Source organism: Ornithinimicrobium sp. F0845 (genome assembly GCF_023015765.1).
Lineage (GTDB): Bacteria > Actinomycetota > Actinomycetes > Actinomycetales > Dermatophilaceae > Ornithinicoccus.
This window is the reverse complement of record NZ_JALKAL010000004.1, coordinates 197,837-224,238: the sequence shown is the minus strand read 5'-3', so window position 1 is coordinate 224,238 and position 26,402 is coordinate 197,837. Positions and strand designations below refer to the sequence as shown.

The following is a 26,402-nucleotide window of genomic DNA, read 5'->3' as shown; positions in this document are numbered from 1 at the left end:
GCCTGCGCCGTGACGCCGGTGTCCGTCGCGCGGATCGTGTCCGGCGGGCAGACCGGCGCGGACCGCGCCGGCCTCGACGCGGCCATCGAGGCGGGGTGGGAGTATGCCGGGTGGTGCCCGGCAGGCGGCTGGGCGGAGGACTTCCTGGAGCCACCAGGGCTGCTCGTCCCCTACCCGGGGCTTCGGGAGGCGCCCTCGGCCGATCCCGCGGTGCGCACCCGTCTGAACGTGCGGGACAGCCACGCGACCCTGGTCATCCGGGCGACGCAGCTCGTGTCACCTGGGACCGACCTCACGGTGCAGGTCGCGCGTCGGCTGGACCGCCCCTGTCTGGTGACCGAGGGCTCCGCCGACGAGGTCCGCCGGTGGCTCGCCGGCCTGGGCCACGAGCTGACCCTCAACGTCGCCGGACCCCGGGAGAGCGAACAGCCGGGGGTGTACTCGGTGGTCAGGGCACTCCTCGCCGACCTGGGTAAAACCTGACTCCGTCGATGTGTCACGATGACCGAATGCGGATCGATCACGTGAGTTACGCGGCGAGTCCGGAGGGCCTCCAGGCCACGGCGGAGCACTTGAGCAGCAGGCTGGGGATCACCCCCCGTGACGGCGGTGTCCACCCACGCTTCGGCACGAGGAACGTGATCCTGCCCCTGGCTGGCGACCGGTACGTCGAGGTCGTCGAGGTGCTGGACCACCCGGCCTCCGACAAGGCCCCCTTCGGTCAGGCGGTCCGGGCCCGGTCGGCCACCGGGGGCGGCTGGATGGCGTGGGTCGTGGCGGTGGACGACCTCTCCGACGTCGAGGCGCGACTGGGGCGGCGCTCGGTCGAGGGCCAACGGCATACTCCCGAGGGCGTGGAGCTGCAGTGGCGCCAGATCGGCATCCGGGGTCTGATCGCCGACCCGCAGCTGCCGTTCTTCATCCAGTGGTCCACGATGGACCACCACCCCTCCCGGCTCGAGGAGTCAGCGGTCCGGCTGACCGGGCTGCACATCTCCGGCGAGGCGGCACGGGTCCGCGAGTGGCTCGGGCTGACCGAGCCCGGCTCCTGGGGTGACGGTGTGGACTTCGACTTCCAGAGCGCTGGCGGGCCGGCGGCGTTGGCCTCGGTGACCTTCGAGGGTCCCGACGGGCCGGTCACCATCTGACCTCATACCAGCGGGTGACGTCGTGCTCACCCGCCGGTGGTGCCCCGGTCCGGCGCCGCTCCCGGATGGGCGGATGAGATTCGCACCTCGTGGTGATCTGCTGCAGCGCAGGTGATTCCTAGCGTCGAGGACATGACCTCCCGACGCGTCAACGCACTCCTCCTGTCACTCATCGCGCTCGCCGCAGCGGGCGGACTCACCCTGGCCGGCACCGGCGCGGAGGCCGGGGAGGAGCAGACGCCGGCGGCGGTCGCGGTCCGTGCGCTGACGGCGGGCACTGCCGGGGAGGCGCTGGAAGCGGTCCCGGAGGACTTCGACACGGTCGTCGGCTATCGGCCGGTCCTGCAGGATGGCCAGGTGGTTCGTGCTGACGGAGGCTGCTCCTCGCCCGTGACCCTGCCCCAGCGCTTCGAGCCGGCCTGTCGGCAGCACGACTACGGCTATGACCTGTTGCGCTACGCCGAGCGGACCGGTCAGCCGCTCGGGCGGTGGGCGCGCGGGGAGATCGACGACCGGTTCGCAGACCAGGTCCGGGCGCTGTGCGCCGTCGAGGTCAGTCCGGAGGCCGCCGACCGGTGCCGCGTGTCGGCCGAAATCGCCGTCGCCGGGGTGGAGTTCAACTCGGTCCGGCAAGGTGATGGGGTGCCCGAGGAGTCGTTGCTCACCAACACGGCCGTGGCGGCCTCGGCCGTCGGGCTGCTCGGCATGGGTGCCGCCCTGCCACGGCGCCGCCGATGAGTTCCGGCGCCGGGCGTGGTCAGTGGTGTGTTCTGTCGCGACGGATCCGAGGAGGACCATGGACGACATCTGGCCGATCGTGCACACCGAGCGGGCCGCGCTGATCGCTGACCTGGAGGGGTTGGATGACGCGCAGTGGGAACAGCCGTCCCTCTGCGAGGGGTGGACCGTCCACGACGTCGCGGCTCACCTCGTCGACACCGCACTCGCCACCCGGCTCGGGTTCCTGCTCGGGCTGGCCCGCGCCCGCTTCGACTTCGACCGGCAGAACGCGCGCGGTGTGGAGCGGCACCGCGGAGCCAGCCCACGGCATACTCTCGAACGACTCCGGGACGTGGCGCACCGGACGTCCACGCCGCCGGGGTCCCCCGCGAGCAGGATCGTCGAGGAGGTCGTGCACGGCGAGGACATCCGCCGGCCGCTGGGTCTGGTGCGGGACTACCCGCGCGAGGCCGTGGAGCGTGCGCTGCGCTATCAGGTCGGGACCTCGGCCGCGATGGGCGGCGCCAGGGACCGGGTCGACGGACTGCTCCTGGAGGCCACGGACGCGGACCTCACGATTGGCGCCGGAGACGTCGTGCGGGGCAGGCAGCTCGACCTGCTCCTCGTGGTGAGCGGTCGCCGGAGCGCGCTGCCCGTGCTGTCCGGCCCGGGCGTGGCAGCGCTCAGTCAGCGGCCGTAGGCCTTCAGCCGCAGGCTGTTGAGCACCACCAGCACGCTGGAGAGGGCCATCGCGCCGCCCGCGATCATGGGGTTGAGCAGGCCGAACGCCGCCAGCGGGATCGCCGCGGTGTTGTAACCGAACGCCCAGACGAGGTTCTGCTTGATGACCCGCAACGTCTGGCGGGAGAGCCCGATGGCGTCGGCGACGGTGTCCACGTCGGCGCGCATCAGCACGATGTCGGCAGACTCCATGGCCACGTCGGTGCCGGACCCCATCGCCATCCCGAGGTCGGCCTGGGCCAGCGCCGCGGCGTCGTTGACACCGTCGCCGACCATCGCCACGACCCTGCCCTGCGCCTGGAGCTCGGTGATCCGGGCGTGCTTGTCCTGCGGCAGGACGTTGGCCTGGACGTGCTCGATCTCGACCTCGCGGGCCACGACCGCTGCGGTGTGCTCGTTGTCGCCGGTGAGCAAGTATGGCGTGAGGCCCAGGTCGCGCAGCCGCCTCACCGCCGCGGTGCTCGAGGGCCGCACGGCGTCGGCCACCGTGAGCGCGGCTCGGGCGGTGCCCTCCCAGCCGACCAGGACGGTCGTGCCGGTGGCCGCGTCGAGGGCCGCCTGCAGCTGGGCGGGGACCTCGTCGAACAGGTCGGCCTTGCCGACCCGGACCGTCACGCCGTTGACGGACCCCTCGGCTCCCTGTCCGGGCAGGTTGACGAAGCTGCGCACCCGGGGCAGGTCGATGCCGCGGTCCTCGGCGGCGGTGACGATCGCGCGGGCGATGGGGTGCTCGCTGCCCTGCTCCACGGCGGCCGCCGCCTTGAGCGCGGCGTCCTCCCGGATGGTGCTGACGATCTCGCCGAGCACCGGCTCGCCCGTGGTGACGGTGCCGGTCTTGTCCAGCACGACCGTGTCGACGGTGCGGGTGCTCTCCAGGATCTGCGGGCCCTTGATGAGGATGCCGAGCTGGGCACCCCGCCCGGTGCCGGTCAGCAGCGCGGTCGGGGTCGCCAGGCCGAGGGCGCAGGGGCAGGCGATGATCAGCACGGCCACCGCCGGCTCGAGCGCCTCGGTGACGCTGTGACCGGTGACCAGCCACAGCACGAAGGTCAGGGCGGCGATGACCAGCACCGCCGGCACGAAGATCGCCGAGACCCGGTCAGCGAGACGCTGCACCGGCGCCTTGCCCATCTGGGCGTCCTCGACGAGCTTGGTGATCCGCGCCAGGGTGGTCTCGGCGCCGACCCGGGTGGCACGGACGATGAGCCGGCCGTGCCCGTTGATCGTGCCGCCGACGACCTCGTGGCCCTCGGACACCTCCACGGGCATCGACTCACCGGTCACCATCGAGGTGTCCACGGCACTGTCGCCCTCGAGCACGGTGCCGTCGGTGGCAATCTTCTCTCCGGGGCGGACCACGAAGTTGGTGCCGACGGCCAGCTGCTCGACGGGGATGCGGTGCTCCCGCCAGGTGCCGGCCGCGTCGGTGCGCAGGACCGCGACGTCCTTGGCGCCCAGCTGCAGCAGCGAGTGCAGCGCCGAGCGCCCCTGGTCCTTGGCGCGCGACTCGATGTAGCGGCCGATCAGCAGGAAGGCGGTGACCGCACCCACGACCTCGAAGTAGAGGTGGTCGGTGAACCCGGTGAGGACGGCCACCAGGGACCAGCCGAAGGCGGCGGTGATGCCGATGGAGACGAGCGTGTCCATCGTGGAGGCCAGGTGGCGCGCGTTGATCGCCGCGGCCCGGTGGAACGGCCACGCCGCCCAGGTGTAGATCGGGATGGTCAGCGCCAGCTCCAGCCAGGGTGCGGTCCCGCCGAGAGCCTCCTTGACGGGCATCACCATCGCGATGACCACCACGAGCAGGCCCAGCACCGAGGCGACGATGGCGCGGCGGCGCAGCGACTGCGCGGGGGCCACGTCCTCCAGGTGGTCGTGCTCGCCGTGCCCGTGCTCGCCGTGCCCGTCCTCGTGTGCCGTGTGGTCCTCGTCCTGGCTGTCGTGGGTGCCGTGCTGGTCCTCGTGTCGACCGGGTGCGCTCTGCGGCACCGAGGGCCGGCGGGCAGTGACGGGAGCCGCACCGTATCCTGCGGCCTCGACGGTCTTGACCAGATCGGAGACTGTCAGCGGCGCGGCATACTCCACCCTGGCCTTCTCGGTGGCGAGGTTGACCGCGGCCTCAACCCCCTCGAGCTTGTTGAGCTTGCGCTCGATGCGCGCCGAGCACGAGGCACAGGTCATCCCGGTGATGGCCAGGTCGACGCTCGCGGTGGGTTGCTGTGTGGGGGTGGACACGGTGGGGGACTCCTTGGTCGTGGCAGCGCGGCTCACGCCGCGGCGGGCCTCAGCGGACGACGGCGTAGCCGGCCTCGGCGACTGCGGCCTCGGCGGCGGACACGTCCAGCGGGCCGTGGCTGCTCACGAAGACCTCGGACTCTCCGCCCTTGGTCAGCTCGACCCTGACGTCGGTGACACCGCTGACCTCGCTGAGCTCCTCGGTGACGCTGGCGACACAGTGCTCGCAGGTCATGCCGCTGACGACGAGCTTGTAGGTCTGGGACTGAGCGTTCATGGGGGTGCTCCTTGGGTGGGGTTCAGCTGCGGACGAGACGGGCGATGGCGGCCGAGGCCTCGGTGACCTTGGCCTGCGCCGCGTCGTCGGACTCACGCGCCGCGTCGACGACACAGTGCGAGATGTGGTCCTCCAGCAGGCCGAGACTGACCGCCTGAAGGGCCTTGGTGGCTGCGGAGACCTGGGTCAGGATGTCGATGCAGTAGGTGTCGTTGTCGACCATCTTGGCGATGCCCCGGATCTGTCCCTCGATGCGGGCGAGCCGCTTGAGGTAGTCGTCCTTGGAGCCTGCGTATCCGTTCACAGCCATGCCAACAGCATACCCCCCCTAGGTATTCCTGTCGATCTTCGCAGTCCTAAGGGTCACGCAGGTCAGGGTCGAACTCGCAGAAGCTCTCGTAGTGGTCGCCGGTGAAGTACCAGTGCTCGGGGTCGGTCTCCTCGAACCCGCCGGTCACGATGCGGCGCGCTCCGCGATGGTCCAGCCCCGGAGTCTCGACGGTGAACTCGCGGTAGTAGTCATGGTCCTCGTCCGGCAGGATCCCCTCGCGGTTCTGGAACCGGACGCCGTCGTTGCGCGGGTAATCGTAGGGCCCACCGGCCTCGATGTCCTCGATCACCTCCAGGGTCGTGGCGGGCAGGTCGAGGACGTCACACGCCGGTATGCCGGGTGCGCCCAGCTCCCTGTCCGACGTCGAAGGCTGTGGCTCGGTGGGCTCGGTGGGCTCGGGCTCTGTGGGCTCGGGCTGCTCGGGTTCGTTGGGCTCGGGTTCGGAGGGTTCGGACTCGCTGGACTCCGGCCCGGTGTCAGTGGGCAGCAGATCGCCCGGGGCACCGTCGCTGGAGGGGGCGGACGTGCTCGGGCGGGAGACCGGTGACGGACCGCTGAGCTCGTCGGCCATGCCGCACCCCGACAGCACCAGCACCGCGGCCGCGGCGAGCGCGGTCAGGCGTGAGCGGCTCATGACGACCACCCGTCCCCGGACGCTTCGTCCTCGGTCAGCTGGTCCCCGGAGACCTCGTCCCCGGTCAGCTCGTCCTCGGAGATCTCGCCTCCGGTCAGCTCGTCCGCGGAGACCTCGTCCCCGGCGAGGACGGGGACCCCGTGACGGTGCACGAACGCCACCGTCTCGAACGCCCGGTCGCCCTCACCGCCGTCCTGCCAGAGCTCGGAGCTCGCCGCACTGAGGATCTCGGTCAGCTCGTGCCATCCCGGGAGATCGGACTCGACCAGGGTCTCGGCACCGTGCAGCAGGAGCGCCACGGCCCGGTCGTCGGGCCACCAGTAGGCCAGGTCGCGGAGGGAGTCCACCAGAGCATCGAGATTGCGACCTGCAGCCTCGGGCAGCCGCAACGCCTGCGCGACTGCGTCCTGGGCGGTGCGCAGCGAGGTGGGGCGGCCGTCGGCGTCGAGCATGTCGTCCGGACGCTGTGGACTCTCCTCCGGCAGACCCCCCAGGTCGGCCTCCGCGACGGCGAAACCCGCGGCCTCCAGGGTGCGACGGATCCGTTCGGCGTCGACCGGGGCGGCCAGCAGCACGCCGCGGCCCTGCAGCGCCGGCAGCACGCTGCGGACGCGCGTCGGCCTCATTCCTCCGGTGCTCATGAGCCCAGACTATGACGGTCGGCCCCGACCTCCGGCCATGCAACATCACGATCACGGCCGGCGTCGGAAAGGGGCGGCCGGCGTCGGGTAGGAGCGGCGGGGCCGGTCAGCTCCGCAGCGGGGTGGCGAGCATGGCGTCGAGCGCGATGGTCACCATGTCGCCGAAGGTCTGCTCCCGCTCCTGGGAGGTCGTCATCGCGCCGGTGACGAGATGGTCCGAGACCGTGCAGACCGCCAGCGCCGCACGGTCGTGCCTGGCGGCGAGGGTGTAGAGCTCGGCCGCCTCCATCTCCACGGCCAGCACGCCGAACTCCACCAGTCGGTCAGTGAGGTCCGTGCGGTCGTGATAGAAGCTGTCCGAGCTGAAGATCGACCCGACCAGGTGCGTGCTACCAGCGGCCTCGGCCGCCTCCACCGCACGGCGCAGGAGCGTGAAGTCGGCCGTCGCGGGGTAGTGGAAGCCCTCGAAACGGTGGCTGTTCATAGCGGAGTCGGTGGCGGCGGCCTGGGCGATCACGACATCGCGCATCGCGAGACGCTCGGTGAGTGCCCCGCAGCTGCCGACGCGGACCAGCTGCTGCACGGCATACTCCCGGATCAGCTCGTTGACATAGATGGAGAGCGACGGCTGCCCCATTCCGGTGCCCTGCACCGACACGCGCTCGCCGCGGTAGGTGCCGGTGAACCCGAGCATCCCGCGGACCTCGTTGTAGCACTCGGCGCCGTCGAGGAAGTTCTCGGCGATCCACCTGGCCCGCAGCGGGTCTCCTGGCAGGAGGATGCGTGGGGCGACCTGCCCGGCCTCGGCGGCGATGTGCGTGCTCATGGCGACAGGGTAGAGGTGGGCGTCCCCCTTGACCTCACAGGTGCGAAGAGCAGTGCCCGGCAGGGATGTGCAAAACCTCCCCAAAATTGCGTGGGGGGCGTACAAAACCTCCCCAAGAATTGGTGTGAGGATGGGGCGGTGTCCATCCACGTCCACGGTGCCCGGTTGCACAACCTGCGCGACGTCGACGTCGAGATCCCGAGGGGCCGGCTGGTGGCCATCACCGGCGTCTCCGGGTCGGGCAAGTCGTCGCTGGCGTTCGGGACGATCCACGGGGAGGCGCAGCGGCGCTACTTCGACTCGGTCGCGCCGTTCGCCCGCCGCCTGATCCACACCGCCATCGACCCGCAGGTGCGGGACATCACGGGACTGCCGCCGGCGGTGGCCATCGAGCAGCGGCCGGCTGCGCCGTCCTCGCGCTCGTCGGTCGGGACGATCACCACGACGGGCAACACGCTGCGGATGCTGTGGTCCCGCTGTGGCGACTACCCCGACGACGTCGCGCCGATGGACTCCGACCACTTCTCGCCGAACACCGCGGTGGGGGCCTGTCCCGAGTGCTCCGGCCTCGGCGTCGTGCACCGGCCGACCGAGGCCTCGATGGTGCCCGACCCCGGCCTGTCCATCGCGCAGGGCGCCATCGCGGCCTGGCCCGGTGCCTGGCTGGGCAAGAACTACCGCGACATCGTCGCCACGCTCGGTCACGACATCGACACCCCATGGCACGACCTGCCCCAGCAGTCGCGCGACTGGATCCTGTTCACCGACGAGCAGCCGGTGGTCACCGTCGTGCCCACCCGCGACGCCGACCGGATCAACCGGCCCTACCAGGGCACCTACTCCAGCGCCGCCCGGTACGTGATGCGCACGCTGAGCGAGACCAGGAGCGCCACGCAGCGCGCCCGGGCACTACGCTTCGTGGAGACCTCGCCCTGCCCCGTCTGTCACGGGCGACGACTCACGCCCGACGCGCTCCGCGTCACCTGGCAGGGGCTGGCGATCGACGAGGCGCAGCACCTGCCGGTCAGCCGCCTGCTCCCGGTGCTGCGCGGTCGCCTCGAGGGGCTGCCGGATCAGGGCGGGAGCGCCGGCGAGGCGGCCGAGCGGTTGCTGCTCACCGACCTCGTCTCCCGCCTGGCCGTGCTGGTCACCCTCGGGTTGGGGCACCTGGACCTGGCCCGTCCCACCCCCTCGGTCTCCACCGGTGAGCTGCAGCGGCTCCGGCTCGCGACGGCGCTGCGGTCAGGGCTGTATGGCGTGGTGTACGTCCTCGACGAGCCCTCGGCCGGGCTGCATCCCCAGGATGTCGAGCCGCTGCTTGAGGTCCTGCGGGGGTTGGTCGAGGCGGGCAACTCGGTGCTGCTGGTGGAGCACGACATGGCCGTGGTCAACGCCTGCGACTGGATCGTCGACGTCGGGCCCGGTGCCGGGTCGCACGGCGGAGAGGTGCTCTACTCCGGCCCGCTCGACGGCCTCGCCGCGGTGGCTGACTCGGTCACCGCGCGCTATCTGCACGACCCCTTCCACGCGGGTGAGATCCGTGGGCAGGACCGTGACGGGCTTGCTCGTGAGGCGACCGGGCAGCTCACGGTCACGGGCATCGAGCGGCACAACCTTCATGACGTGTCGGTCGAGCTGCCGCTGGGTGCCTTCACGGTGGTGACCGGAGTCTCCGGGTCGGGGAAGACCAGCCTGCTCCACGGCATACTCGACGCCGTTGGGGCCAGCCTGGCGAAGGTGGAGGAACAGGCCGAGGAGACCGACGAGGAGTATGCCGGGACGCAGGGTCGCGGGGCGGGTGCGGCTGAGCGGAGCGAGAGTGCGGCGGCCAGTGTGAGCGGCGCTGGCAGACCGGCGCGGCTCGTGCGGATCACCCAGCAGCCGATCGGGCGGACGCCGCGGTCGAACCTGGCGACCTACACCGGGCTGTTCGACCATGTGCGCAGGCTGTTCGCGCGGACCCCCGCCGCTGCGGAGCGGGGGTTCACGGCCGGCCGCTTCAGCTTCAACACCGCGGCGGGGCGGTGCGAGACGTGCCAGGGCGAGGGCGCGGTGTCGGTCGAGCTGCTGTTCCTGCCCGGGACCTACTCGACGTGTCCGACGTGCGGCGGCGCGCGCTACAACCCTGAGACGCTCGAAGTCACCTGGCAGGGTCGGACCGTCGCGGACGTGCTGGCCCTGACGGTCACCGAGGCCCTGCCGGTGTTCGCCGAGGAGGCGCCGGTGCGACGCGCCCTCGTCGCGCTCGAGGCGCTGGGCCTTGGCTACCTCACGCTGGGGCAGCCCGCGACCGAGCTGTCCGGCGGTGAGGCGCAGCGCATCAAGCTGGCCACCGAGCTGCAGAAGGAGCGGCGCAGCCCGACGCTCTATCTGATGGACGAGCCGACCTCCGGGCTGCACCCGGCCGACGTGCACCGGCTGCTGGCCACGTTGCACGCCCTCGTGGACGCCGGGCACACGGTCGTGGTCGTCGAGCACGACCCCGCCGCGCTGGCCACCGCCGACTGGATCGTCGAGTTGGGCCCCGGTGCCGGCGATGCCGGCGGGCGCGTGGTGTCGACGGGCCCAGCCGGTTCCACACGGTGATCGCGGCCTCGCCCCGCGGTCCGGCGCGGGCCACGGCATCAATCACAACTGATGCATCGACGATCACCGAGGGTCGCCGAGGTCATCGGCTCGCGACTCGTGTGCGGACTCGATGGCCGTCAAGACTGCGTGGTCCGTGCCAAACGCCTCCTGACGAGCCGAAGGTCTGACGGGGTCACACCTACTCGACCAGCGTCTCTTCCCAGCCGTCCGCACGGGCAGAGGCAGCGAGGCGCTGGCGGACCCTCGCGTCGTGCAGGGCGGGCGCGCCGGGTGCGCCCTCCCGAGGCTTCTCGGAGGGGCCGGGCACGAGCAGCCGCTGCATGCCGGTGCGCAGGGCCCGCTGGTCGATCAGCGCGCTGCCCCCGAGCGTCAGCAGCGCGGTCCCCTGGTCCAGGGCCGCCAGGAGGGCGCCCCGCTCCGCGGATGACAGCGGGTCGGCCTCGTCGTGATCGGCGCGCGCGGCGGTGGCGGCGTAGTGGTCGGTGACGGCGGCCATCCGCTTGGTCATCTCCGGCCGTAGCTCAGGGTCCCGGGCCGCTGCGGCGATGAACTCCAGGGTCGCGAGGCCCATCCCCTGGATGGTCTCGTCGAACTGTTCGGGGAGGGCCTCGCAGTCCGGCCCATCGTCCGCTTCGGGCTCGGGCAGGTCCCAGCCGCCCTCGTGGGTCCCGGCGTCCTGCATGTTGGCGTCCATCACGGCCAGGAACAGGTCTGCCTTGCCGGAGAAGTTCGAGTACACCGCGCCCTTGGAGTAGCCGGCTCTGCGGGCGATCGCCTCCAGCGTCGCGGCGTGGTAACCGGTCTCGGAGAAGACCACTCGCGCCGCGGTCACGAGGGTGTCGCGGGTCTCCTGCTGCAGGTCCTGACGGGAGCGGGGCACCTGTGTCATGCGGCCATGCTAATCCGTTGACATACCGTCGGTACCTAGATACCGTCAGTATCTAAATACCAACGGTATCTGCGAGGAGGATCGATGACTGACGCAATCCTGGAGGTGGTGGGCCTCACCCGACGGTTTGGCACGGTGGTGGCCAACGACGACGTCACGCTGCGCGTGCGGCCCGGTGATGTCGTCGGGCTGCTGGGGCACAACGGCGCAGGAAAGACCACCCTGGTCAACCAGCTCGTCGGACTGCTAAGACCAGACGCCGGCACGATCCGGGTGGGGGACGCCGACGCGGTCGAGGACCCGGCGGCCGCGCGACGCCACGTCGCGCTCCAACCCCAGGCGCAGGCACCGATCGACGGACTCACGCCGCGGCGGGCGATCGAGTTGTCCGGGCGGATCCGCGGCCTGTCCGCGCGTGACGCCCGCGCGGCGGCGACGGCCCTGGCCGAGGAGTTCGACCTCGGGCCGTGGCTGGACCGGCGGGCACTCCCGGAGGGCGGTGTCCTGTCCGGCGGCATCCGGCGGCTCACCTCCTTCGCCATGGCGGTGGCGGCGCCGATGCCGCTGCTGGTGCTCGACGAGCCCACCAACGACATCGACGCCTCCCGCCGTCGCCTCCTCTGGGACGCGGTCCGACGACGCGGCGACGAGGGCTCCGGCGTGCTGGTCGTCACGCACAACGTGGCCGAGGCCGAGCGGGTCGTCGACGACCTCGTGGTGCTGCACCACGGCCGGGTCGTCGCCTCGGGGTCGCCCGCCCGACTGCGGGGCACGCAGGACAGTGACCTGCGGCTGGACCTCCAGCTCCAGCCGGACGGGCAGGACCCGAGCACTGCCGCGAACCCCACTGGTCCCGGCACGTCCCCATCGGTGACGATCCGCCGTCAGGTCCGTGCCGGGCGCCGCGTGCTGCTGACGGTGCCCGCGGAGGAGGCAGCCGCTGCGGTGACGTGGGCGACCAGCCTCCGCGACGAGGAGCGCATCGACGGCTTCTCGCTCGGACCGGTGACCCTCGAGGACACCTACCTCGCGCTCACCGCCGACCCGAAGCCACGGCCGGACGCCATCGAACGAGAGCCTGAGACCTCCGAGGAGGAGCCCGCCCATGCCTGAGCAGACCCCGCCCATGCCAGTGCAGACACTGCAGACCCAGCCCGGGACCTCGCCGACCCGACCCGCGACCCTGCCGGCGCCGAGCGCGGCCGGTGCGCTCACGACATACTCCACGCTGTTGCGCTGGACCCTCTCCCAGATCGGCGCGATGCTCCCGCTGATCATCGTGGTGCAGGCACTGCTGGCGGCCGGGATCATCGTCGGCTTCGGCTTCCTCATCCCGGACATCGACCCGGCCACGGCGCTGTTCCTGTCCACCGGTGCCCCCACCGTGCTGCTGCTGACCCTCGGTCTGGTCATGGTGCCGCAGGGGGTGGCGCGGGCGCGGACGGACGGGACCTTCCACTACATGCGGTCGATGCCTGTCTGGCGGCCGCTGCTCCTGGCGGCCGATCTGACGGTGTGGCTCATCGTGGCGCTGCCGAGCGTCGCCGTCGCGGTGCTCGTCGCGTTCTGGCGCTACGACATCACGCTGTCCCTGGACTGGCCGGTGCTGATCAGCGCGACGGTGCTGGTCACGGTCACGGCCGCCGCCGTGGGCTACGCGATCGCGGTGACGCTGCCGCCGCTGCTCGCCCAGCTGGTGACCCAGGTGCTGGTCTTCTTCGTGCTGCTGTTCAGCCCGATCACCTTCCCGCTCGAGCAGCTGCCGCATTGGTTCCAGGCGGTGCACGAGTGGCTGCCGGCCGCGCCGGGTGCCGACCTGGTCCGGGCCGGGCTGGCCTCGGACACCTTCGCCGCGAGCGGACGCGACCTGCTGGTGCTGGGCGCCTGGTGCGTGGGGGGGCTCGCCGTGTCCCTGCGGGCGCTGGTGCGCAGGGGATGAGCCATCTCGGATCAGCCGACCCCTAGGCTGACGGCACACCGTGTCAACTCAACGAGGAGCGCTCCATGGCCCTGCAGAACCCGTTCTACACGCCCGAGGTCCAGGGGGCCTACGCACTGCACTCCCTCGGCCGGTTCGAGCTGGAGGAGGGTGGGGTGATCCCTGACCTGCAGCTCGCGGTGGCTACCTACGGCCAGCTCAACGAGGCCAAGGACAACGCGATCCTGGTCCCGACCTGGTTCTCCGGCACCCACCAGACCTGGGAGCTGGTCTACATCGGGCCGGGGCGGGCCCTTGACCCGGAGAAGTACTTCATCGTGGTGATCAACCAGATCGGCAACGGTCTGTCGACCTCACCGCACAACACCGACGGAGAGATCGCGATGTCGCGGTTCCCGAAGGTGCGGATCGGTGACGACGTGCGGGCTCAGGAGCAGTTGCTGCGCGAGGTCTTCGGGATCGAGCAGTTGGCCCTGGTCGTCGGCGGGTCGATGGGCGCACAGCAGACGTGGGAGTGGGCGGTCCGCTTCCCCGACAAGGTGCTGCGTGCCGCCCCCATCGCCGGCACCGCGCAGAACACCCCACACGATTTCCTGTTCACCAAGACGTTGCTGGACGCCATCACCTCCGACCCCGGCTGGAACGGCGGGGAGTATGCCGATCACACGGATGTGCTCGCCGGGCTGACGCGGCACGCGGACATCTGGGCGGTGCTCGGCCTGTCGACGGAGTTCTGGAAGACCGAGTTCTGGCGCAACATCGAGCTACCGGACGTCACCTGGGACACCTTCGAGGAGTTCTCGGAGCGGTTCATCCAGGCGGTGTTCACCGCCATGGACCCCAATGCGCTGCTGGTGATGGGCTGGAAGTGGCAGCGCGGCGATGTCGCCCGCAACACGGGCGGCGACCTGGCCGACGCGCTCGGGCGGGTCACCGCCAAGGTGTTCGTGATGCCGCACGACGAGGACATGTTCTTCCCGGTGCGCGACGCCGAGGCCAAGCAACGGCTGACGCCCAACAGCGAGTTGCGCGTCCTGCACACCATCGCAGGCCACTTCGGGCTGTTCGGATTCGAGGAGTCCTACCTGGCCGAGGTGGATGACAACCTCAAGGAGTTGCTGGCGACCGACGTGTGAGGCTGGGGGACCGGGTCAGCCCTCCGCGGAGACCAACCCGGCGATCAGGTCACCGAAGGACGCCGTGGTGCCGGTGCCGCCGAGGTCCGGCGTCGCGGTGCCGTCGGCGGCACCCTGTGCAAGCCCCGCCTCGATGGCGCGCTCGGTCGCCTCTGCGGCAGCCGCCTCTCCCAGGTGCGCCAGCATCATCGCGCCGCTCCAGATCTGCCCGACCGGGTTGGCGATGCCCTGACCGGCGATGTCCGGAGCCGACCCGTGGACCGGCTCGAACAGGCTCGGGTGCTCGCGCGTCGGGTTGATGTTGGCGCTGGGGGCGATCCCGATGGTGCCGGTGCACGCCGGTCCGAGGTCGGAGAGGATGTCGCCGAAGAGGTTGCTGGCGACGACCACGTCGAAGCGCTCGGGGCTGAGCACGAACCGGGCGGTCAGGATGTCGATGTGATAGCTGTCGACCTCGATCTCCGGGTAGTCCTCGTGGACCGCCTTGACCCGCTCGTCCCAGAACGGCATGGTGATCGCGATGCCATTGCTCTTGGTCGCCGAGGTGAGCTTCTTGCGGGGGCGGGTCTGGGCCAGGTCGAAGGCATAGCGCAGCACCCGGTCGACGCCGTGCCGGGTCATCACGGTCTCCTGGATGACGACCTCCCGCTCGGTCCCGGGGAACATGTGACCGCCCACGCTGGAGTACTCACCCTCGGTGTTCTCCCGCACGATCATCATGTCGATGTCGCCGGGCTGCTTGTCGGCCAGCGGGGAGCGGACGCCGGGCATCAGCTTCACCGGCCGCAGGTTGACGAACTGGTCGAACTCGCGGCGGAACTGCAGCAGGCTGCCCCACAGGGACACGTGGTCAGGGACCACGTCCGGCCAGCCGACAGCACCGAAGTAGATGGCGTCGACTCCGGCGAGTTGCTTCTTCCAGTCCTCGGGCAGCATCGCGCCGGTGCGCTGGTAGTAGTCGGCGGAGGACCAGTCGAACTCCTCGAACTCCAGCCCGATGTCGAAGGTGTCCGCGACGCGGCGCAGCACCTTGATGCCCTCGGGCATCACCTCGGTCCCGATCCCGTCCCCCGCGATGACGGCGATGCGGTGGCTCGTGGCTGGCATGGGTCCTCCTCGTGGTCCGCTGGGTGTCAGCGTGCCAGATGCCTCAGCCCGGGCGTGCAGGACCCTCCAGGTCCAGCTCGTCGCCGAGGAGCCAGTGGCCGAACCAGGCGAGGTTCTGGTGCAGGACGGCGTGGTGCTCCCGGGGCCGGGTGACCGGGTGCGCGAAGTCGGGGTAGACGAACAGCTCGACCGGCACGCCCCGTTCCTGCAGCCCGCGGTAGAGCTCCACGGCGTTGGAGAGCGGCACCCGCTGGTCCTTGGCGCCGTGCTGGATCAGCATGGGGGTGTGCGCCCCGTCCAGGCCGGAGATGGGCGCCGAGGCCAGCAGCGCGGACCGGTCGCCGAACAGGTCCACGCCGAGGAAGTCCCGGGTGAAGTCGGGGATGTCGTTGCTGATGGCGTAGGTGTACCAGTCGGAGATCCCGGCCCCGACGCTCACGGCGGCGAACCGGTCGGAGTGCAGCCCGGCAAAGGCCGAGATGTAGCCGCCCTGCGACCAGCCATGGAGCCGACGCGCTCGGTGTCGACCCAGCCCAGCTGGTCCAGGTGGTCGACGGCGCTCTCCACGTCCCACAGGTCCCCCACGCCCAGGTTGCCGACGTTGAGCTCCTGGAAGTCGAGCCCTCGGCCGAGGGAGCCGCGGTAGTTGGGGTGCAGCACGATCACCCCCTGCGCCGCCAGCTGCACCTCCGGGTAATACCGCCGTGCGGTCATCGGCAGCAGCTCCTCGGTGTCGACCCAGGTCGGGCCGCCGTGGACGACGAAGGCGAGCGGTCGCTTCTGCGAGGGGTCGAAGCCCGGTGGGAGGCGCAGGGTCCCCTCGACCTCGGTCCCGTCCCGGCTGGTCCACCGGATGGTGCGCACCTCGCCGAGGTCCCAGTCCGCCACCTGGTCGCCGAGCCGGGTCAGTGGGCGCGCCCCCTCCTCCGTGACGGTCCAGGCCTCGGGGTATGCCGTGGCGCTGCCGCCCACGAAGCTCACCCGACCGCTGGGTGTGGTGTGGAAGGGGCCGTGGAACGAGGCGTGGCACCAGGGGTCGCCGGTGTCGATCCGGCGGGGCGCCTCGACGCCGGTGGGGTCGAGGCGCCGGATGGCCCACCGGGTGCCCTCGGCATGGACCACGTCGATCCCGTGCTGGTGCCAGATCGGCGAGTAGCAGGTCTGGTCGAGGCCGGCGGTGACGTCACGCAGCATCCGTCGGGCCACGTCGGGCGCGGCGGCGTCGGTCAGCGCGTCGCGCGGGCCCACCCATAGCTCGGCGTTGGTGCTGACCCGGGTGTCCCGGCCGGGGAAGCGGACCAGCAGGCCGGTGCCGTCGGGACTGACCGCCTCGACCGCTGCCCTCGTCGGCAGGGCCAGGCGCTGCACGGTGCCCAGGTAGGAGAGGTCCCGCTGCTCCCGTCGCTCGTCGGACTCCTCGGCGATGCCGGCGTCGTGGTCCTGCTGCTTGCGGGCGGTCTCCCGGCGGACGAACTCCGCGACGGCGTGGTCCGCATCCAGGGCGATGCGGTGCACGCTGGCCCTGAGAGAGGTGGTCAGCTCGTCGGTCGGTCTGGCGTTGACGTAGACGGCGTCGCCCGCGGGTGAGGGCACGACTGACTGGATCGCCAGTGGCTCCTCGATCAGCGCGCTCAGCTCGATCGCGGGCCGCACGAGCAGCTCCCGCTCGTCCTTGCCGGCACGGGCGAGACTGCGCTCATACCAGGTGAGCCGGGCGAGGTCGAGATAGGTGAGGGCGGTCCGGCCCGGGTCGGTCTCGACGTGTTGGAAGGTGCCGAACCGTTCCTCGCGCGCCTCGACCTCGGGGTCGTCGGACTTGCGGGACAGAAAGACGATCCTCTCGGCATACGGCTCGAAGGAGCCCACCCCGTGCTCGGCGTCGGTGACCTGCCACCCGTCCCCGACCAGCCCCTCGTAGACGTAGACCTGCGCCTTGGCCTCCTTCGACCCGTCGCTCTTGAGGACGGCCAGCACGTGGTCGTCGAGCCAGCGGATCTGCTGGCAGTCGGCATACCGGGTGAGTCTGTGCTGCTGCCCGCTCGCGACGTCGATGATCAGCACGTCTCGGCAGTACCGGTTGTCGTCCCACCGGGGGTGCTCCACCCGGACGGCGGCACGGTCACCCCGCGGACTCAGCCGCACCTCCAGCGCGGCCTCGAGCAGGATCAGGTCACGTAGTCCCGGAGTCGTCATGCGCCTGATCCTGACAAGGGGACGCAGCCCGGCGCATCCCGATTGCCGCAACGTCTCGACGCGTCAGCGCTCGCCCGTGCCCTCTAGGTACGCCCTGGCCAATCGCTTCGGCGCACGCACGAGCCAGGACTCGATCATCACCTCGCGCAACTCATCGACCGGGATGTCCTCCAGGTGCACCAGGATCATCCGCGAGTTCGCGAAGTGCGGTGTGGTCATGAAATAGCCCGAGTCGTCCGCAGCGAGGGTGTCCTTGGCCTCGAGGTCCTCGACGTAGAGCACGATCAGCCCCTCGATGCGCGCACCCGTCTCGTCGACGGCATCGGGCCGCGGCTCACGCTGCAGGACGAACCACTTGTCGCGGACCAGGAACGCGGGCCGTCCCCAGCCCAGACCCTCCGAGGTCTCCGGTAGCTCACCGGCGATTACGCGGACGTCGTCCCAGGTGCCCATCGCCATCTCCTTCGTGAGAGTGCGCGGATCGGACGGCTACGAAGTTACGTGGTGGACCAGAGGACCGCTACGAAATTGTGTGGAGGGCGTACGGGACGACTAAATTTCTTGGGGGGAGAGGTGAGCGACCAGGTCGGGTGCGAGCCCGACATACTGCGCGGGGGTGAGGGCTGCCAGACGCTCCTCGACCTCGGCCGGCAGACCCAGCCCCTTGACGAACTCCACCAGCTCGGCCTGCCCGATCCGGCGGCCACGGGTCAGCTCCTTGAGCCGCTCGTACGGGTTGTCCATGCCCGGGTGACCGGCGGCGGCCAGCGCGCGCATCGCGGACTGGATCGGCTCGGCCAGCACCTCCCAGTTGGCGTCGAGGTCGGCGGCCATCCGCTCCGGGGCGGCGTCCAGCCCGGCGAGCCCGCGGGAGACGTTGTCCAGCGCCAGCAGCGAGTGACCCAGCGCGGTGCCGATGTTGCGCTGCATCGAGGAGTCGGTCAGGTCGCGCTGCAGCCGCGAGGTCACCAGCGTCGAGGCGAGCACGTCGAGCAGCGCGTTGGACACCTCGAGGTTGGCCTCGGCGTTCTCGAAGCGGATCGGGTTGACCTTGTGCGGCATCGTCGAGGACCCGACCGTGCCCTGCCCCCGCACCTGCGCGAAGTAGCCCAGCGAGATGTAGGACCAGACATCCGTGCAGAGGTTGTGCAGCACCCGGTTGAACCGCGCGAGGTCGGCATAGACCTCGGCCTGCCAGTCGTGGCTCTCGATCTGGGTGGTCAGCGGGTTCCAGGTCAGACCCAGCCCGGTGACGAACTCCCTGCTGATCACCTGCCAGTCGGCGCCGGGCACCGCGGCCAGGTGGGCGCCGTAGGTGCCGGTCGCACCGTTGAGCTTGCCGAGATACTCCGCTCCCGCGATGTGCCGCAGCTGGCGCGAGAGGCGCCACGCCAGCACCGCCAGCTCCTTGCCCATCGTGGTGGGGGTGGCCGGCTGGCCGTGGGTGTGCGCCAGCAGCGGTATGTCGGCCAGCTCGCGAGCCATGCCGCTCACCTGCTCGACGAGCTGGGTGGCGCGGGGGAGCCAGACCTGCTGGACCGCGCCCTGGACCATGAGGGCGTAGGACAGGTTGTTGATGTCCTCGGAGGTGCAGGCGAAGTGCACCAGCTCGGCCAGGTCGGCCCGGTTGTCGAGGCGGTGGCTGAGCTGGTCCTTGAGGTAGTACTCGATCGCCTTGACGTCGTGGACCGTCTCGGCCTCGATCTCGGCCAGCTCATCGATGGCCGTCCTGTCGAACTCGTCGACCAGGCCGCGCAGGCTGGCGGCCTCGGACTCCGACAGGGTCCCGGCGCCGGGCACCACGCCGTGGGACGTCAGGTGGATGAGCCACTCGATCTCGACATGCAGACGGGTGCGGTTGAGCGCGGGCTCGGAGAGGTGGTCGACGAGCGGCGCGACGGCCCTGCGGTAGCGGCCGTCCAGGGAGCCGAGGGCGATCGGGGGAGTGAGGTCGGCGAGGGAGGCCATGGCCCCGATTCTCGCAGAGGCACAGCGGTGTCTCGGCGGGAGTCAGTCCCGCAGGTGGCGCAGGTAGCGCTCCGGGGCGTCCAGGAACCGGCGATAGTGGTCGACGACCCCCAGGTCCTCCCAGGCCCGCTCGTGCAGGCCCTCGTCGTCGAGCTCAAGGATCCGGGCGCCGGGCAGCGTCGCCAGGACCGGTGAGTGAGTCGCAATCAGCACCTGTGCGCGACCGTTGGCGACCATGTCCGACAGGGCGCCGACGAGGGCGAGCTGGGCGGTGAAGGACAGCCCGGCCTCTGGCTCGTCCATCACGAAGAACCCGTCTCCGGCGAACCTGTTTGAGTTGATCATCTCCAGGAACGACTCGCCGTGGCTGAACCGGTGGAAGTCCTGCTGGAGAGTGTCCTGGAGATACGTGAACAGCCCGTGCATGGTCTCCGCCCGCAGGAAGTATCCCCACCGGCTCGCCCCGGCGCCGCGAACAAGTGACAGGTGCTCGCACAGGTCGGACTCGGTGCGGCGGGTGCTGTGCATGGCGCCCGTCGAGCCACCCTCGGCCGACAGGCCGTAAGCGATCGCGATCGCCTCGACCAGGGTCGACTTGCCGGTGCCGTTCTCCCCGACCAGCACCGTCGCGGGCCCGAGATCCAGCCCGTCGCGCAGGATCTGGGCGACCGGCGCCAAGGTGGCAGGCCACCTCGAGGGCGACAGCTCTGAGTCCCTGGCCCGCACCACCTGCCGCACCGGCAAGGGTGTCATCCAGTCGGTCGGCATGCGCCGAGAGTATGCCGTGCCGGGGACACCGGGGCGTGGACGAAGGTCTGGCGCGCGGGCTCGGACCGACGCGCGCACCCAGGACTCGGCGCCTAACGGCGGGTGTCGGGATCCGGGTCGGACCGATCCGGGTCGGACCTGGCAGGAGTCTCTGCGTCGGGGTCGATGTCGTCGGCCTCGAGGTAGGTGTCGGTCACCCGGTCCCGGTGCTCCCGCGCCTCCTGCGTCGCGCGGCGGGCCTGATCGTCCAGCTCGGACGCCTCCTGCTCTGCTCGCGCAGCTCGCTCACGGGCGGCCTGAGCCTCCAGCTGGGCAGCCTCGGCCTCCGACTGGGCCTCGCGGGCGACTGACTCCCTGCGCTCGGCGTAGGCCTCGCCGCCGGCGGCCTCCGCCCGCAGGTCCTCGGCCTGGGCGCGGGCGCGGGTGCGCTCCTGGTTCCTGAGGAAGAACCACACCGCGGCCAGCACCGCCAGCACCAGCACGGCGATCAGCAGCCACATCAACCAGTTGTCCATCAGGGCACCTCCAGTGGTCGTGCCCATCACGCTATCCGCCCCGCCGTCTACGGGCGAGGTCAGCGGGTGGGTCGCGACCGACGATGAGTTTGGCCACCATGGGCAGTCACCACAGGTGACACCGACCTACCGACGGAAGGCCCGCCATGACCCTGCAGGACCCCACGATCATCACCCACACCGCCCAGCCCACCGCCGTCGTGCGCCGCACGGGCGGCATGGAGGAGCTGCGTGACTTCTACGACTCGGCCTACGGCGCCGTGGCCCAGGCCCTGGGCCGTCAGGGTGTAGCGCCCGCCGGGGCGGCCTTCGGTTACTACCTGAGCATGCCCACCGAGCGGTTCGACCTCGAGGCGGGCTTCCCGACGGCTGCGCCGATCTCCGGGGACGGCGACGTCGTGGCCAGCGAGCTGCCCGCCGGAGTGGTCGCGTGCGGCGTGCACGCCGGCGGTTTCGAGGGGCTCGGTGACTCCTGGGGCGCCCTGATGGCGTGGGTGGCCGAGCAGGGGCGCACACCGGAGGGCCGGATGTGGGAGGTCTACGTCACCGAGCCGACGCCGGACTCGGACCCGGAGACCATGCGGACCGAGCTCTACCTGCTGCTCACCGACTGATCTGCTGCTCACCGACTGATCGAGTATGCCGTCAGTCGGCTCGGGAGGCTTCCACCCGTGCGTAGTCCTCCACCGGGTAGAGCCGGACGCCGGGGACCCGCGAGGCGGCACGCAGCCGGTCAGCCGCTGGTGACTGACCCGCGGGCCCGGCGCCGTCCAGGACCGCGTCGATGGCCGGCCACAGGTAGTCGGCCGTCACCGCCTCGGTGCCGTCGGCCTCGAGGGTGAGCGCCTGCTCGTCGGCGTGGAGCGCCAGCAGCAGCATCCCGTGCACGGGAGGTTGGGCGCCGATCGGCGGCTGGAAGTAGGGCAGGTCCAGCACCCGTGCGCCGTGCCGGCCGTAGAACCGCAGCCGTGCCGTGGGGTCGCCGAACTCCGGCGAGCCGGTGTGCCGGTCCGGCCGCTCGACCTCGGCGAGCACGAGGGGGGTCCGGTCCCGGTCGAGCACCGCGTCCAGCATCCCCCCGAACAGCGCCGATCCCACGCCGCGGCCACGCAGGTCCGCCCGTGTCGCGAAGTAGGTGAGCAGCACCACCGGCGACGGACCGAGGGACTCGGTGACCGCCGTCGCCACCGGACCTGACGCGTCCTCGGCGACCAGCACGGACACCGCACCCGAGGACACACCGTGGGTGAGCCAGTCCGGGGGATGGAGCTCGCTGGGCGGGAACGACGGAGCCAGCAGCACGGCATACACCTGCTCCAGCTCGCGTGCGTCGGTGACGGGACGCATGCTCGGCTCACCGGGCATGGCGCCTCCTCACGCCCAGAACGCCCAGGTGAGGAAGAGCCAGGGCAGGACTCCGACGACGGCCGTCGCGAGTAGCACCGGCACGGCCGTGGGATGCAGCTGCCCGTGATCGGGCAGCGCCTGCAGCCGCACGATCAGCTCGCTGGCCGTCCCGGAGCTGCCGAGTGCAGCGGCGGGGTGGGTCGCCCCGGCCATCGCGGCCAGAGCACCACCCAGGGGTTCGGCCCCGACCTGTCGCGCCGCCCGGCGGTCGGCCAGCAGCTCGACGAGCAGCCGGACCTCGGCCAGCGCCTCGTCACGGCGCAGCCGTTGAGGCACGGTCCTGTGCAGCACCGTGAAGAACTCGAGCATGAGGTCGTGCCGGGCGTTGGTGTGGGCGCGCTCATGGGCCAGGACCGCCTGCAGCTCGTCGTCGGTGAGGGCCTCGACGGTGCCCCGGGTGAGCACCACGCGGGACCGCAGACCGGGCAGGCAGTATGCCGAGCGACCCGGCAGGTCGACCACCCGCACCCGCCCGTCGGACCGGCTGGCGACCACGTCGACGACGTTGCGCTGGGCTCGTCGGCTGGCGCGCAGGTCGCTGCCGATCAGGTGGGCCGAGCGGAGCAGCATGATGGTCATCCCGCCGGTCATCACGGCCGCCACGACGAGGGCGATGGTGACCCGGGTGGACTCGGTGAAGAAGGTGGGCACGGACCCGCCCTCCGTGCTCAGCGCGATGACGGCGGCGGGGGCGGTCATCAGTGCGGCGAGCACTCCCGCGGCGCCGGCCACCTGCCACAGGGCCAGGGCGAAGCCGGGGGTCCGGCGCAGCCACTGGGCTCGCGGGAGCAGCCGCGGCATGGCCACGGTGAGCAGGATCGCGGTCGCCGCGAGGGCGAGGACCGGCAGTGCCGAGGACACCGGTGCCGCCCGTGCCTACCCGCCGGACTTGCGCGAGTTCGCCTCCAGCAGCGCCTGCAGATCGGCGATCTCCTGCTCGCTGGCACCCCCGATGAAGTGCAGCATCGCCGCCTTGCGGTCGCTGGAGTCGAGGGTCTCCAGCGTGGTGCGCATCGACGCCGCGGTCATCTCCTCGCGTGATCCGACGGCGCTGTAGCGCCAGGCTCGTCCGTCGCGGGCTCTGGAGACGACCTTCTTCTTGGCCAGGCGGTCGAGCACGGTCATCACGGTGGTGTAGGCCAGGTCGCGTTCCACGTCGAGGCGTTCGTGCACCTCGCGCACGCTCAGGTCGCCGTCACTGTCCCACAGGACGTCCATGACGGCGCGCTCCAGATCACCAAGACTCGCTCCGAACGGCCACATGCACCCAGGATACGCCGTCCGACGGAGATCTCCTACATCGTGTAGGAGACGTCACGCCCTGCTCCCCCTCGACCGCGCGCATGGGACGAGGGCGAGCTGCTGGGCCCGGGCGATCGAGGGAGAGAGTCCACCCCACCGCTTGACAAATAGAGGAGCATCGCGGCCGCCGGCCCCACCGCTTGACAAACAGAGGAGCATCGCGTCGTGCGCTCCGGGGCGAGCGAGCGCTCCGGGTCAGGGAGTGGTGGCGGGGTAGCCCTGCGGGTTGTCCTGCTGCCAGCGCCAGGTGTCCGCGCACATGTCGTCGACGGAGCGCTCCGCCCGCCAGCCGAGCTCTGCCTCCGCACGGGAGGGGTCGGCGAAGGAGGCGGCGATGTCGCCCGCCCGCCGGCCCACCACGTCGTAGGGGATCTGCCGGCCGGACGCCCGCTCGAACGCGGCGACCAGCTCGAGCACGCTCGTGCCGCGCCCGGTCCCGAGGTTCCACGCCGACAGCGGCCGGTCGCTCTGCCCGATCTCCTCCAGTGCGGCCAGGTGCCCGCGGGCGAGGTCGACGACGTGGATGTAGTCGCGCACGCCCGTGCCGTCGGCCGTGTCGTAGTCGTCGCCGAAGACCTGCAGCCGCTCCCGGCGCCCGACGGCAACCTGGGCGATGAACGGCATGAGGTTGTTGGGGAGACCGTGCGGATCCTCGCCGATGCGCCCCGAGGCGTGCGCGCCGACGGGGTTGAAGTAGCGCAGCAGCGCGATCCGCCACGACGGGTCGGCCACGGCGACGTCGCGCAGGATCTGCTCGATCATCACCTTGGTCCACCCGTAGGGGTTGGTGGCCGAGGTCGGCAGGTCCTCGGTCATCGGCACCGGTGCGTCGGCGCCATAGACGGTGGCGGAGGAGGAGAAGACGAGCTGGCGCACGGCATACTCCTGCATCGCCTGCAGCAGGGAGACCGTGCCGGCGACGTTGTTGTCGTAGTAGTCCAGCGGCAGCTCCACGCTCTCGCCGACCGCCTTCTTGCCCGCGAAGTGGATCACGGCACCGAACCCGCCGTCGCGCAGCACCCCGCGCACGGCGTCGTGGTCGCGCAGGTCCACCTCGTGCACCGGCAGCTCCGCCCCGGTGAGCTCGCGCAGCCGGTCGACCGCCGAGGGCACCGCGTTGCTGAAGTTGTCCAGGATCTCGACGTCGTGGGTCACGGCGAGCTCGACGACGGTGTGCGAGCCGATGAAGCCCGCGCCGCCGGTGACCAGAACCTTCTGCCTCATGGCCCTGACACTACGGGAGGGCGCTCACGCCGGTGAGGCCGCCAGCGCGCCGTTGACGACGTGCCCGTCGTGCAGCTCGATCAGCCGGTCGGCGCGCTCCATGAGGATCGGGTCGTGGGTGGAGACGACCGCGGCGATGCCCCGCTGGTGGGTCAGCTCTGAGAGCAGGTCCATGATCGTGGCGGCGGTGTCCGAGTCCAGCTGGCCGGTCGGCTCGTCGGCGATGAGGATCTGCGGGTCGCCGACGAGGGCACGGGCGATGCCGACGCGCTGCTGCTGGCCACCGGACAGCTCGTAGGGCCGCTGCGTCCCGTGCTTGCCCAGCGACACCTGGTCCAGGGCCCGCGCGACCCGCTCGGCCCGCTCGGCGACGGGGGTGTTCTTCAGCCGCAGCGCGACCTCGACGTTCTCGGCGGCGGACAGCACCGGCACCAGCCCGAAGCTCTGGAAGATGTGCCCGACCATCTCCCGGCGCACGGCCAGGACGTCGTTCTCCTTGAGCTCGGACAGCACGCGCCCGTCACCGAGCAGCACCCGCCCGGAGGTCGGCCGGTCCAGCCCGCCGAGGATGTTGAGCAGCGTGGTCTTGCCCGAACCGGACGGCCCGCGCACGACGGTCAGCTCGCCCGGGTGCACCTCCACGTCGACGTCGACGAGCGCGTGCACCTCCGCCGCGCCCTTGCCGAACGTCCGCGAGACCTTCTCTGCCCTGATCAGGTAGTCACTCATGAGCCCTCCTCCGAGTTCTCCGTCGGCGGCCGGAACGCGGCGTTCGGGTCGTCCTCGTCTGCAGTATGCCGATCAGCCGGCTCCGCGGACGCCTCACCGGGACCGGTGGTCGCGGGAGCGGGGTCCGGGGCCTCCTCGTGGTGCTCGAGCTCGACGGGCTTGTTCCGCTCGGCGTCCGGCCAGACGCCGACGTGGTCGGGCTCCAGCTCGAGGCGCACGCGGTCGCGCAGGCCCAGCTCGGTGACATAGCCGCTGGGCAGCTGCATCCGGCCGGCGCGGTCGATCACGGTGTACTCCTCGGCGACCAGGTGCTCCACGCCGTGCTCGTCGACCTCGGTGTGCCGCAGGACCTCCGTGGAGGTCCGGCCGTCGCGGATCTGCACGGTGCGGCGCACGTGGTCGGCGATCGTCGGGTCGTGGGTCACGATCAGCACCGTGACGCCGAGCCGCTCCGAGGCCTCCCGCATCGCGTCGAGCACGATGGCGGACATCGCGTCGTCCAGCTCGCCGGTGGGCTCGTCGGCCAGCAGCACGGCCGGGTTGTTGGCCACGGCGGTCGCGATCGCGACCCGCTGCTGCTGACCACCGGACATCTCGGCCGGGCGCCGGTCGCGCACGTCGGCGACGTCGAGCAGCTCGAGCAGCTCACCCACGCGCTCGCGCCGCTCGCGGGCGTTGCTGATCAGCAGCGGCAGCGCGATGTTCTCGGCGGCGGTCAGGAACGGCATCAGGTTGCGGGAGGTCTGCTGCCAGACGAACCCGACGGTGTGCCGCTGATAGTGCACGCGCTGCTGGCGGCTCATCGAGCCGAGGTTCACCCCGGCCACCGTGGCCCGGCCGCCCGTCGGCTTGTCCAGCCCGGACAGGATGTTGAGCAGCGTCGACTTGCCGGAGCCCGAGGCCCCGACCAGGGCGACGACGTCGCCGGGCTCGACGCGCAGGTTGAGGCCCTGCAGCGCCTGGATCTCCACGCCCTCGGTGGAATAGATCCGGACCAGGTCCTCGCAGAGGATGTCCGGTCCACCGTGGTCGCGGCTGGCCGCGCCGGTCGGGCGGGTGTCGGTGGTCGTCATGGTGACTCCT

27 protein-coding genes and 1 pseudogene are annotated in these 26,402 nt (G+C 71.1%); 9 read left to right on the top strand and 19 right to left on the bottom strand.

Annotated elements, in window-relative coordinates; translation table 11 throughout:
* Positions 1-9 precede the first annotated feature (9 nt).
* From MWU75_RS08440 to MWU75_RS08425, 4 genes are all read left to right on the top strand, one after another.
* Positions 10-483, top strand: a complete 474-nt coding sequence (locus MWU75_RS08440) for a putative molybdenum carrier protein (protein WP_247089630.1) — start codon at positions 10-12, stop codon at positions 481-483.
* A 26-nt stretch (positions 484-509) separates the two neighbouring features.
* Positions 510-1,148 (top strand): VOC family protein, encoded by a 639-nt coding sequence (locus tag MWU75_RS08435; protein WP_247089628.1) that lies wholly within the window; start codon positions 510-512, stop codon positions 1,146-1,148.
* A gap of 132 nt (positions 1,149-1,280) precedes the next feature.
* Entirely contained in the window at positions 1,281-1,886 is a 606-nt protein-coding gene (locus MWU75_RS08430) for a phospholipase (protein ID WP_247089626.1), read from the top strand.
* 58 nt (positions 1,887-1,944) lie between these two features.
* On the top strand, positions 1,945-2,568 hold the full coding sequence (locus MWU75_RS08425) for a maleylpyruvate isomerase family mycothiol-dependent enzyme (RefSeq protein WP_247089624.1): 624 nt from the start codon (positions 1,945-1,947) through the stop codon (positions 2,566-2,568).
* Here the strand turns inward: MWU75_RS08425 and MWU75_RS08420 are convergent.
* From MWU75_RS08420 to deoD, 6 genes are all read right to left on the bottom strand, one after another.
* On the bottom strand, positions 2,556-4,844 hold the full coding sequence (locus tag MWU75_RS08420) for a heavy metal translocating P-type ATPase (RefSeq protein WP_348647750.1): 2,289 nt from the start codon (positions 4,842-4,844) through the stop codon (positions 2,556-2,558). The two genes, MWU75_RS08425 and MWU75_RS08420, sit on opposite strands and share 13 nt — an antisense overlap.
* A gap of 49 nt (positions 4,845-4,893) precedes the next feature.
* A complete protein-coding gene (locus tag MWU75_RS08415) occupies positions 4,894-5,121 on the bottom strand; it encodes a heavy-metal-associated domain-containing protein (RefSeq protein WP_247089622.1) in 228 nt (75 codons plus the stop codon).
* Between the two features lie 22 nt (positions 5,122-5,143).
* The gene (locus MWU75_RS08410; protein WP_348647752.1) at positions 5,144-5,425 is read right to left on the bottom strand and encodes a metal-sensitive transcriptional regulator; all 282 of its coding nucleotides are present in this window, start codon (positions 5,423-5,425) and stop codon (positions 5,144-5,146) included.
* A 52-nt stretch (positions 5,426-5,477) separates the two neighbouring features.
* A complete protein-coding gene (locus tag MWU75_RS08405; protein WP_247089618.1) occupies positions 5,478-6,086 on the bottom strand; it encodes a ribonuclease domain-containing protein in 609 nt (202 codons plus the stop codon).
* Positions 6,083-6,727, bottom strand: coding sequence for a barstar family protein (locus MWU75_RS08400; RefSeq protein ID WP_247089616.1), 645 nt, complete (start codon positions 6,725-6,727; stop codon positions 6,083-6,085). The genes MWU75_RS08405 and MWU75_RS08400 overlap by 4 nt, the downstream gene beginning before the upstream one ends.
* Positions 6,728-6,833: 106 nt before the next feature.
* Entirely contained in the window at positions 6,834-7,553 is a 720-nt protein-coding gene (gene deoD, locus MWU75_RS08395; protein ID WP_247089614.1) for a purine-nucleoside phosphorylase, read from the bottom strand.
* 138 nt (positions 7,554-7,691) lie between these two features.
* Between deoD and MWU75_RS08390 the strand changes: the two genes are divergently transcribed.
* Positions 7,692-10,139 carry an excinuclease ABC subunit UvrA gene (locus MWU75_RS08390; protein WP_247089612.1) on the top strand — a complete coding sequence of 816 codons (2,448 nt, stop codon included), beginning with the start codon at positions 7,692-7,694 and terminating at the stop codon, positions 10,137-10,139.
* 181 nt (positions 10,140-10,320) lie between these two features.
* Here the strand turns inward: MWU75_RS08390 and MWU75_RS08385 are convergent, their stop codons facing one another.
* Entirely contained in the window at positions 10,321-11,031 is a 711-nt protein-coding gene (locus MWU75_RS08385; RefSeq protein ID WP_247089610.1) for a TetR/AcrR family transcriptional regulator, read from the bottom strand.
* An 84-nt stretch (positions 11,032-11,115) separates the two neighbouring features.
* On the opposite strand from MWU75_RS08385, the gene MWU75_RS08380 reads away from it, so the two are divergent.
* The 3 genes from MWU75_RS08380 to MWU75_RS08370 all read left to right on the top strand — a co-directional run bounded on the left by MWU75_RS08380 (position 11,116) and on the right by MWU75_RS08370 (position 14,106).
* The gene (locus tag MWU75_RS08380; RefSeq protein ID WP_247089608.1) at positions 11,116-12,144 is read left to right on the top strand and encodes an ABC transporter ATP-binding protein; all 1,029 of its coding nucleotides are present in this window, start codon (positions 11,116-11,118) and stop codon (positions 12,142-12,144) included.
* Positions 12,137-12,970, top strand: coding sequence for an ABC transporter permease (locus MWU75_RS08375; RefSeq protein ID WP_247089606.1), 834 nt, complete (start codon positions 12,137-12,139; stop codon positions 12,968-12,970). Before MWU75_RS08380 ends, MWU75_RS08375 begins: the two co-directional genes overlap by 8 nt.
* A 65-nt stretch (positions 12,971-13,035) precedes the next feature.
* Positions 13,036-14,106, top strand: a complete 1,071-nt coding sequence (locus MWU75_RS08370) for an alpha/beta fold hydrolase (protein WP_247089604.1) — start codon at positions 13,036-13,038, stop codon at positions 14,104-14,106.
* 15 nt (positions 14,107-14,121) lie between these two features.
* On the opposite strand, the gene MWU75_RS08365 is transcribed toward MWU75_RS08370, so the two are convergent.
* From MWU75_RS08365 to MWU75_RS08340, 6 genes and pseudogenes are all read right to left on the bottom strand, one after another.
* Entirely contained in the window at positions 14,122-15,213 is a 1,092-nt protein-coding gene (locus tag MWU75_RS08365; RefSeq protein ID WP_247089602.1) for a tartrate dehydrogenase, read from the bottom strand.
* Between the two features lie 43 nt (positions 15,214-15,256).
* Positions 15,257-15,927: pseudogene (locus MWU75_RS08360) on the bottom strand (prolyl oligopeptidase family serine peptidase).
* A gap of 1,542 nt (positions 15,928-17,469) precedes the next feature.
* Entirely contained in the window at positions 17,470-17,859 is a 390-nt protein-coding gene (locus MWU75_RS08355; protein ID WP_247089600.1) for an MmcQ/YjbR family DNA-binding protein, read from the bottom strand.
* A gap of 99 nt (positions 17,860-17,958) precedes the next feature.
* Complete coding sequence (gene purB / locus MWU75_RS08350) at positions 17,959-19,374, bottom strand: adenylosuccinate lyase (RefSeq protein WP_247089598.1); 1,416 nt, start codon at positions 19,372-19,374, stop codon at positions 17,959-17,961.
* A 42-nt stretch (positions 19,375-19,416) separates the two neighbouring features.
* Entirely contained in the window at positions 19,417-20,142 is a 726-nt protein-coding gene (locus tag MWU75_RS08345) for an AAA family ATPase (RefSeq protein WP_247089596.1), read from the bottom strand.
* Positions 20,143-20,234: 92 nt separating this feature from the next.
* Positions 20,235-20,684 (bottom strand): hypothetical protein, encoded by a 450-nt coding sequence (locus MWU75_RS08340; RefSeq protein WP_247089595.1) that lies wholly within the window; start codon positions 20,682-20,684, stop codon positions 20,235-20,237.
* A 119-nt stretch (positions 20,685-20,803) separates the two neighbouring features.
* Here MWU75_RS08340 and MWU75_RS08335 point away from each other — a divergent pair, with 119 nt between their 5' ends.
* Complete coding sequence (locus MWU75_RS08335; RefSeq protein WP_247089593.1) at positions 20,804-21,271, top strand: GyrI-like domain-containing protein; 468 nt, start codon at positions 20,804-20,806, stop codon at positions 21,269-21,271.
* A gap of 31 nt (positions 21,272-21,302) precedes the next feature.
* Here the strand turns inward: MWU75_RS08335 and MWU75_RS08330 are convergent, their stop codons facing one another.
* The 6 genes from MWU75_RS08330 to MWU75_RS08305 all read right to left on the bottom strand — a co-directional run bounded on the left by MWU75_RS08330 (position 21,303) and on the right by MWU75_RS08305 (position 26,392).
* Complete coding sequence (locus MWU75_RS08330) at positions 21,303-22,022, bottom strand: GNAT family N-acetyltransferase (RefSeq protein WP_247089591.1); 720 nt, start codon at positions 22,020-22,022, stop codon at positions 21,303-21,305.
* Between the two features lie 9 nt (positions 22,023-22,031).
* Entirely contained in the window at positions 22,032-22,925 is an 894-nt protein-coding gene (locus tag MWU75_RS08325) for a M56 family metallopeptidase (protein WP_247089589.1), read from the bottom strand.
* A 15-nt stretch (positions 22,926-22,940) separates the two neighbouring features.
* Complete coding sequence (locus MWU75_RS08320; protein ID WP_247089587.1) at positions 22,941-23,327, bottom strand: BlaI/MecI/CopY family transcriptional regulator; 387 nt, start codon at positions 23,325-23,327, stop codon at positions 22,941-22,943.
* 234 nt (positions 23,328-23,561) lie between these two features.
* Positions 23,562-24,590, bottom strand: a complete 1,029-nt coding sequence (gene galE / locus MWU75_RS08315) for a UDP-glucose 4-epimerase GalE (protein WP_247089585.1) — start codon at positions 24,588-24,590, stop codon at positions 23,562-23,564.
* Positions 24,591-24,614: 24 nt separating this feature from the next.
* Positions 24,615-25,319 (bottom strand): ABC transporter ATP-binding protein, encoded by a 705-nt coding sequence (locus MWU75_RS08310; protein WP_247089583.1) that lies wholly within the window; start codon positions 25,317-25,319, stop codon positions 24,615-24,617.
* A complete protein-coding gene (locus MWU75_RS08305; RefSeq protein WP_247089581.1) occupies positions 25,316-26,392 on the bottom strand; it encodes an ABC transporter ATP-binding protein in 1,077 nt (358 codons plus the stop codon). Before MWU75_RS08305 ends, MWU75_RS08310 begins: the two co-directional genes overlap by 4 nt.
* Between the last annotated feature and the right edge of the window lie 10 nt (positions 26,393-26,402).

What these genes read in the sequence shown, in the direction of transcription:
- MWU75_RS08425 (WP_247089624.1), top strand. Translation starts at nt 1,945, where the DNA reads ATGGACGACATCTGGCCGATCGTGCACACCGAGCGGGCCGCGCTGATC.
- MWU75_RS08435 (WP_247089628.1), top strand. Translation starts at nt 510, where the DNA reads ATGCGGATCGATCACGTGAGTTACGCGGCGAGTCCGGAGGGCCTCCAG.
- MWU75_RS08415 (WP_247089622.1), bottom strand. Translation starts at nt 5,121, where the DNA reads ATGAACGCTCAGTCCCAGACCTACAAGCTCGTCGTCAGCGGCATGACC.
- MWU75_RS08345 (WP_247089596.1), bottom strand. Translation starts at nt 20,142, where the DNA reads ATGCCGACCGACTGGATGACACCCTTGCCGGTGCGGCAGGTGGTGCGG.
- MWU75_RS08355 (WP_247089600.1), bottom strand. Translation starts at nt 17,859, where the DNA reads ATGGGCACCTGGGACGACGTCCGCGTAATCGCCGGTGAGCTACCGGAG.
- deoD (WP_247089614.1), bottom strand. Translation starts at nt 7,553, where the DNA reads ATGAGCACGCACATCGCCGCCGAGGCCGGGCAGGTCGCCCCACGCATC.
- MWU75_RS08380 (WP_247089608.1), top strand. Translation starts at nt 11,116, where the DNA reads ATGACTGACGCAATCCTGGAGGTGGTGGGCCTCACCCGACGGTTTGGC.
- MWU75_RS08365 (WP_247089602.1), bottom strand. Translation starts at nt 15,213, where the DNA reads ATGCCAGCCACGAGCCACCGCATCGCCGTCATCGCGGGGGACGGGATC.
- galE (WP_247089585.1), bottom strand. Translation starts at nt 24,590, where the DNA reads ATGAGGCAGAAGGTTCTGGTCACCGGCGGCGCGGGCTTCATCGGCTCG.
- MWU75_RS08375 (WP_247089606.1), top strand. Translation starts at nt 12,137, where the DNA reads ATGCCTGAGCAGACCCCGCCCATGCCAGTGCAGACACTGCAGACCCAG.
- MWU75_RS08335 (WP_247089593.1), top strand. Translation starts at nt 20,804, where the DNA reads ATGACCCTGCAGGACCCCACGATCATCACCCACACCGCCCAGCCCACC.
- MWU75_RS08430 (WP_247089626.1), top strand. Translation starts at nt 1,281, where the DNA reads ATGACCTCCCGACGCGTCAACGCACTCCTCCTGTCACTCATCGCGCTC.
- MWU75_RS08310 (WP_247089583.1), bottom strand. Translation starts at nt 25,319, where the DNA reads ATGAGTGACTACCTGATCAGGGCAGAGAAGGTCTCGCGGACGTTCGGC.
- purB (WP_247089598.1), bottom strand. Translation starts at nt 19,374, where the DNA reads ATGGCCTCCCTCGCCGACCTCACTCCCCCGATCGCCCTCGGCTCCCTG.
- MWU75_RS08330 (WP_247089591.1), bottom strand. Translation starts at nt 22,022, where the DNA reads ATGCCCGGTGAGCCGAGCATGCGTCCCGTCACCGACGCACGCGAGCTG.
- MWU75_RS08400 (WP_247089616.1), bottom strand. Translation starts at nt 6,727, where the DNA reads ATGAGCACCGGAGGAATGAGGCCGACGCGCGTCCGCAGCGTGCTGCCG.
- MWU75_RS08305 (WP_247089581.1), bottom strand. Translation starts at nt 26,392, where the DNA reads ATGACGACCACCGACACCCGCCCGACCGGCGCGGCCAGCCGCGACCAC.
- MWU75_RS08320 (WP_247089587.1), bottom strand. Translation starts at nt 23,327, where the DNA reads ATGTGGCCGTTCGGAGCGAGTCTTGGTGATCTGGAGCGCGCCGTCATG.
- MWU75_RS08340 (WP_247089595.1), bottom strand. Translation starts at nt 20,684, where the DNA reads ATGGGCACGACCACTGGAGGTGCCCTGATGGACAACTGGTTGATGTGG.
- MWU75_RS08370 (WP_247089604.1), top strand. Translation starts at nt 13,036, where the DNA reads ATGGCCCTGCAGAACCCGTTCTACACGCCCGAGGTCCAGGGGGCCTAC.
- MWU75_RS08385 (WP_247089610.1), bottom strand. Translation starts at nt 11,031, where the DNA reads ATGACACAGGTGCCCCGCTCCCGTCAGGACCTGCAGCAGGAGACCCGC.
- MWU75_RS08405 (WP_247089618.1), bottom strand. Translation starts at nt 6,086, where the DNA reads ATGAGCCGCTCACGCCTGACCGCGCTCGCCGCGGCCGCGGTGCTGGTG.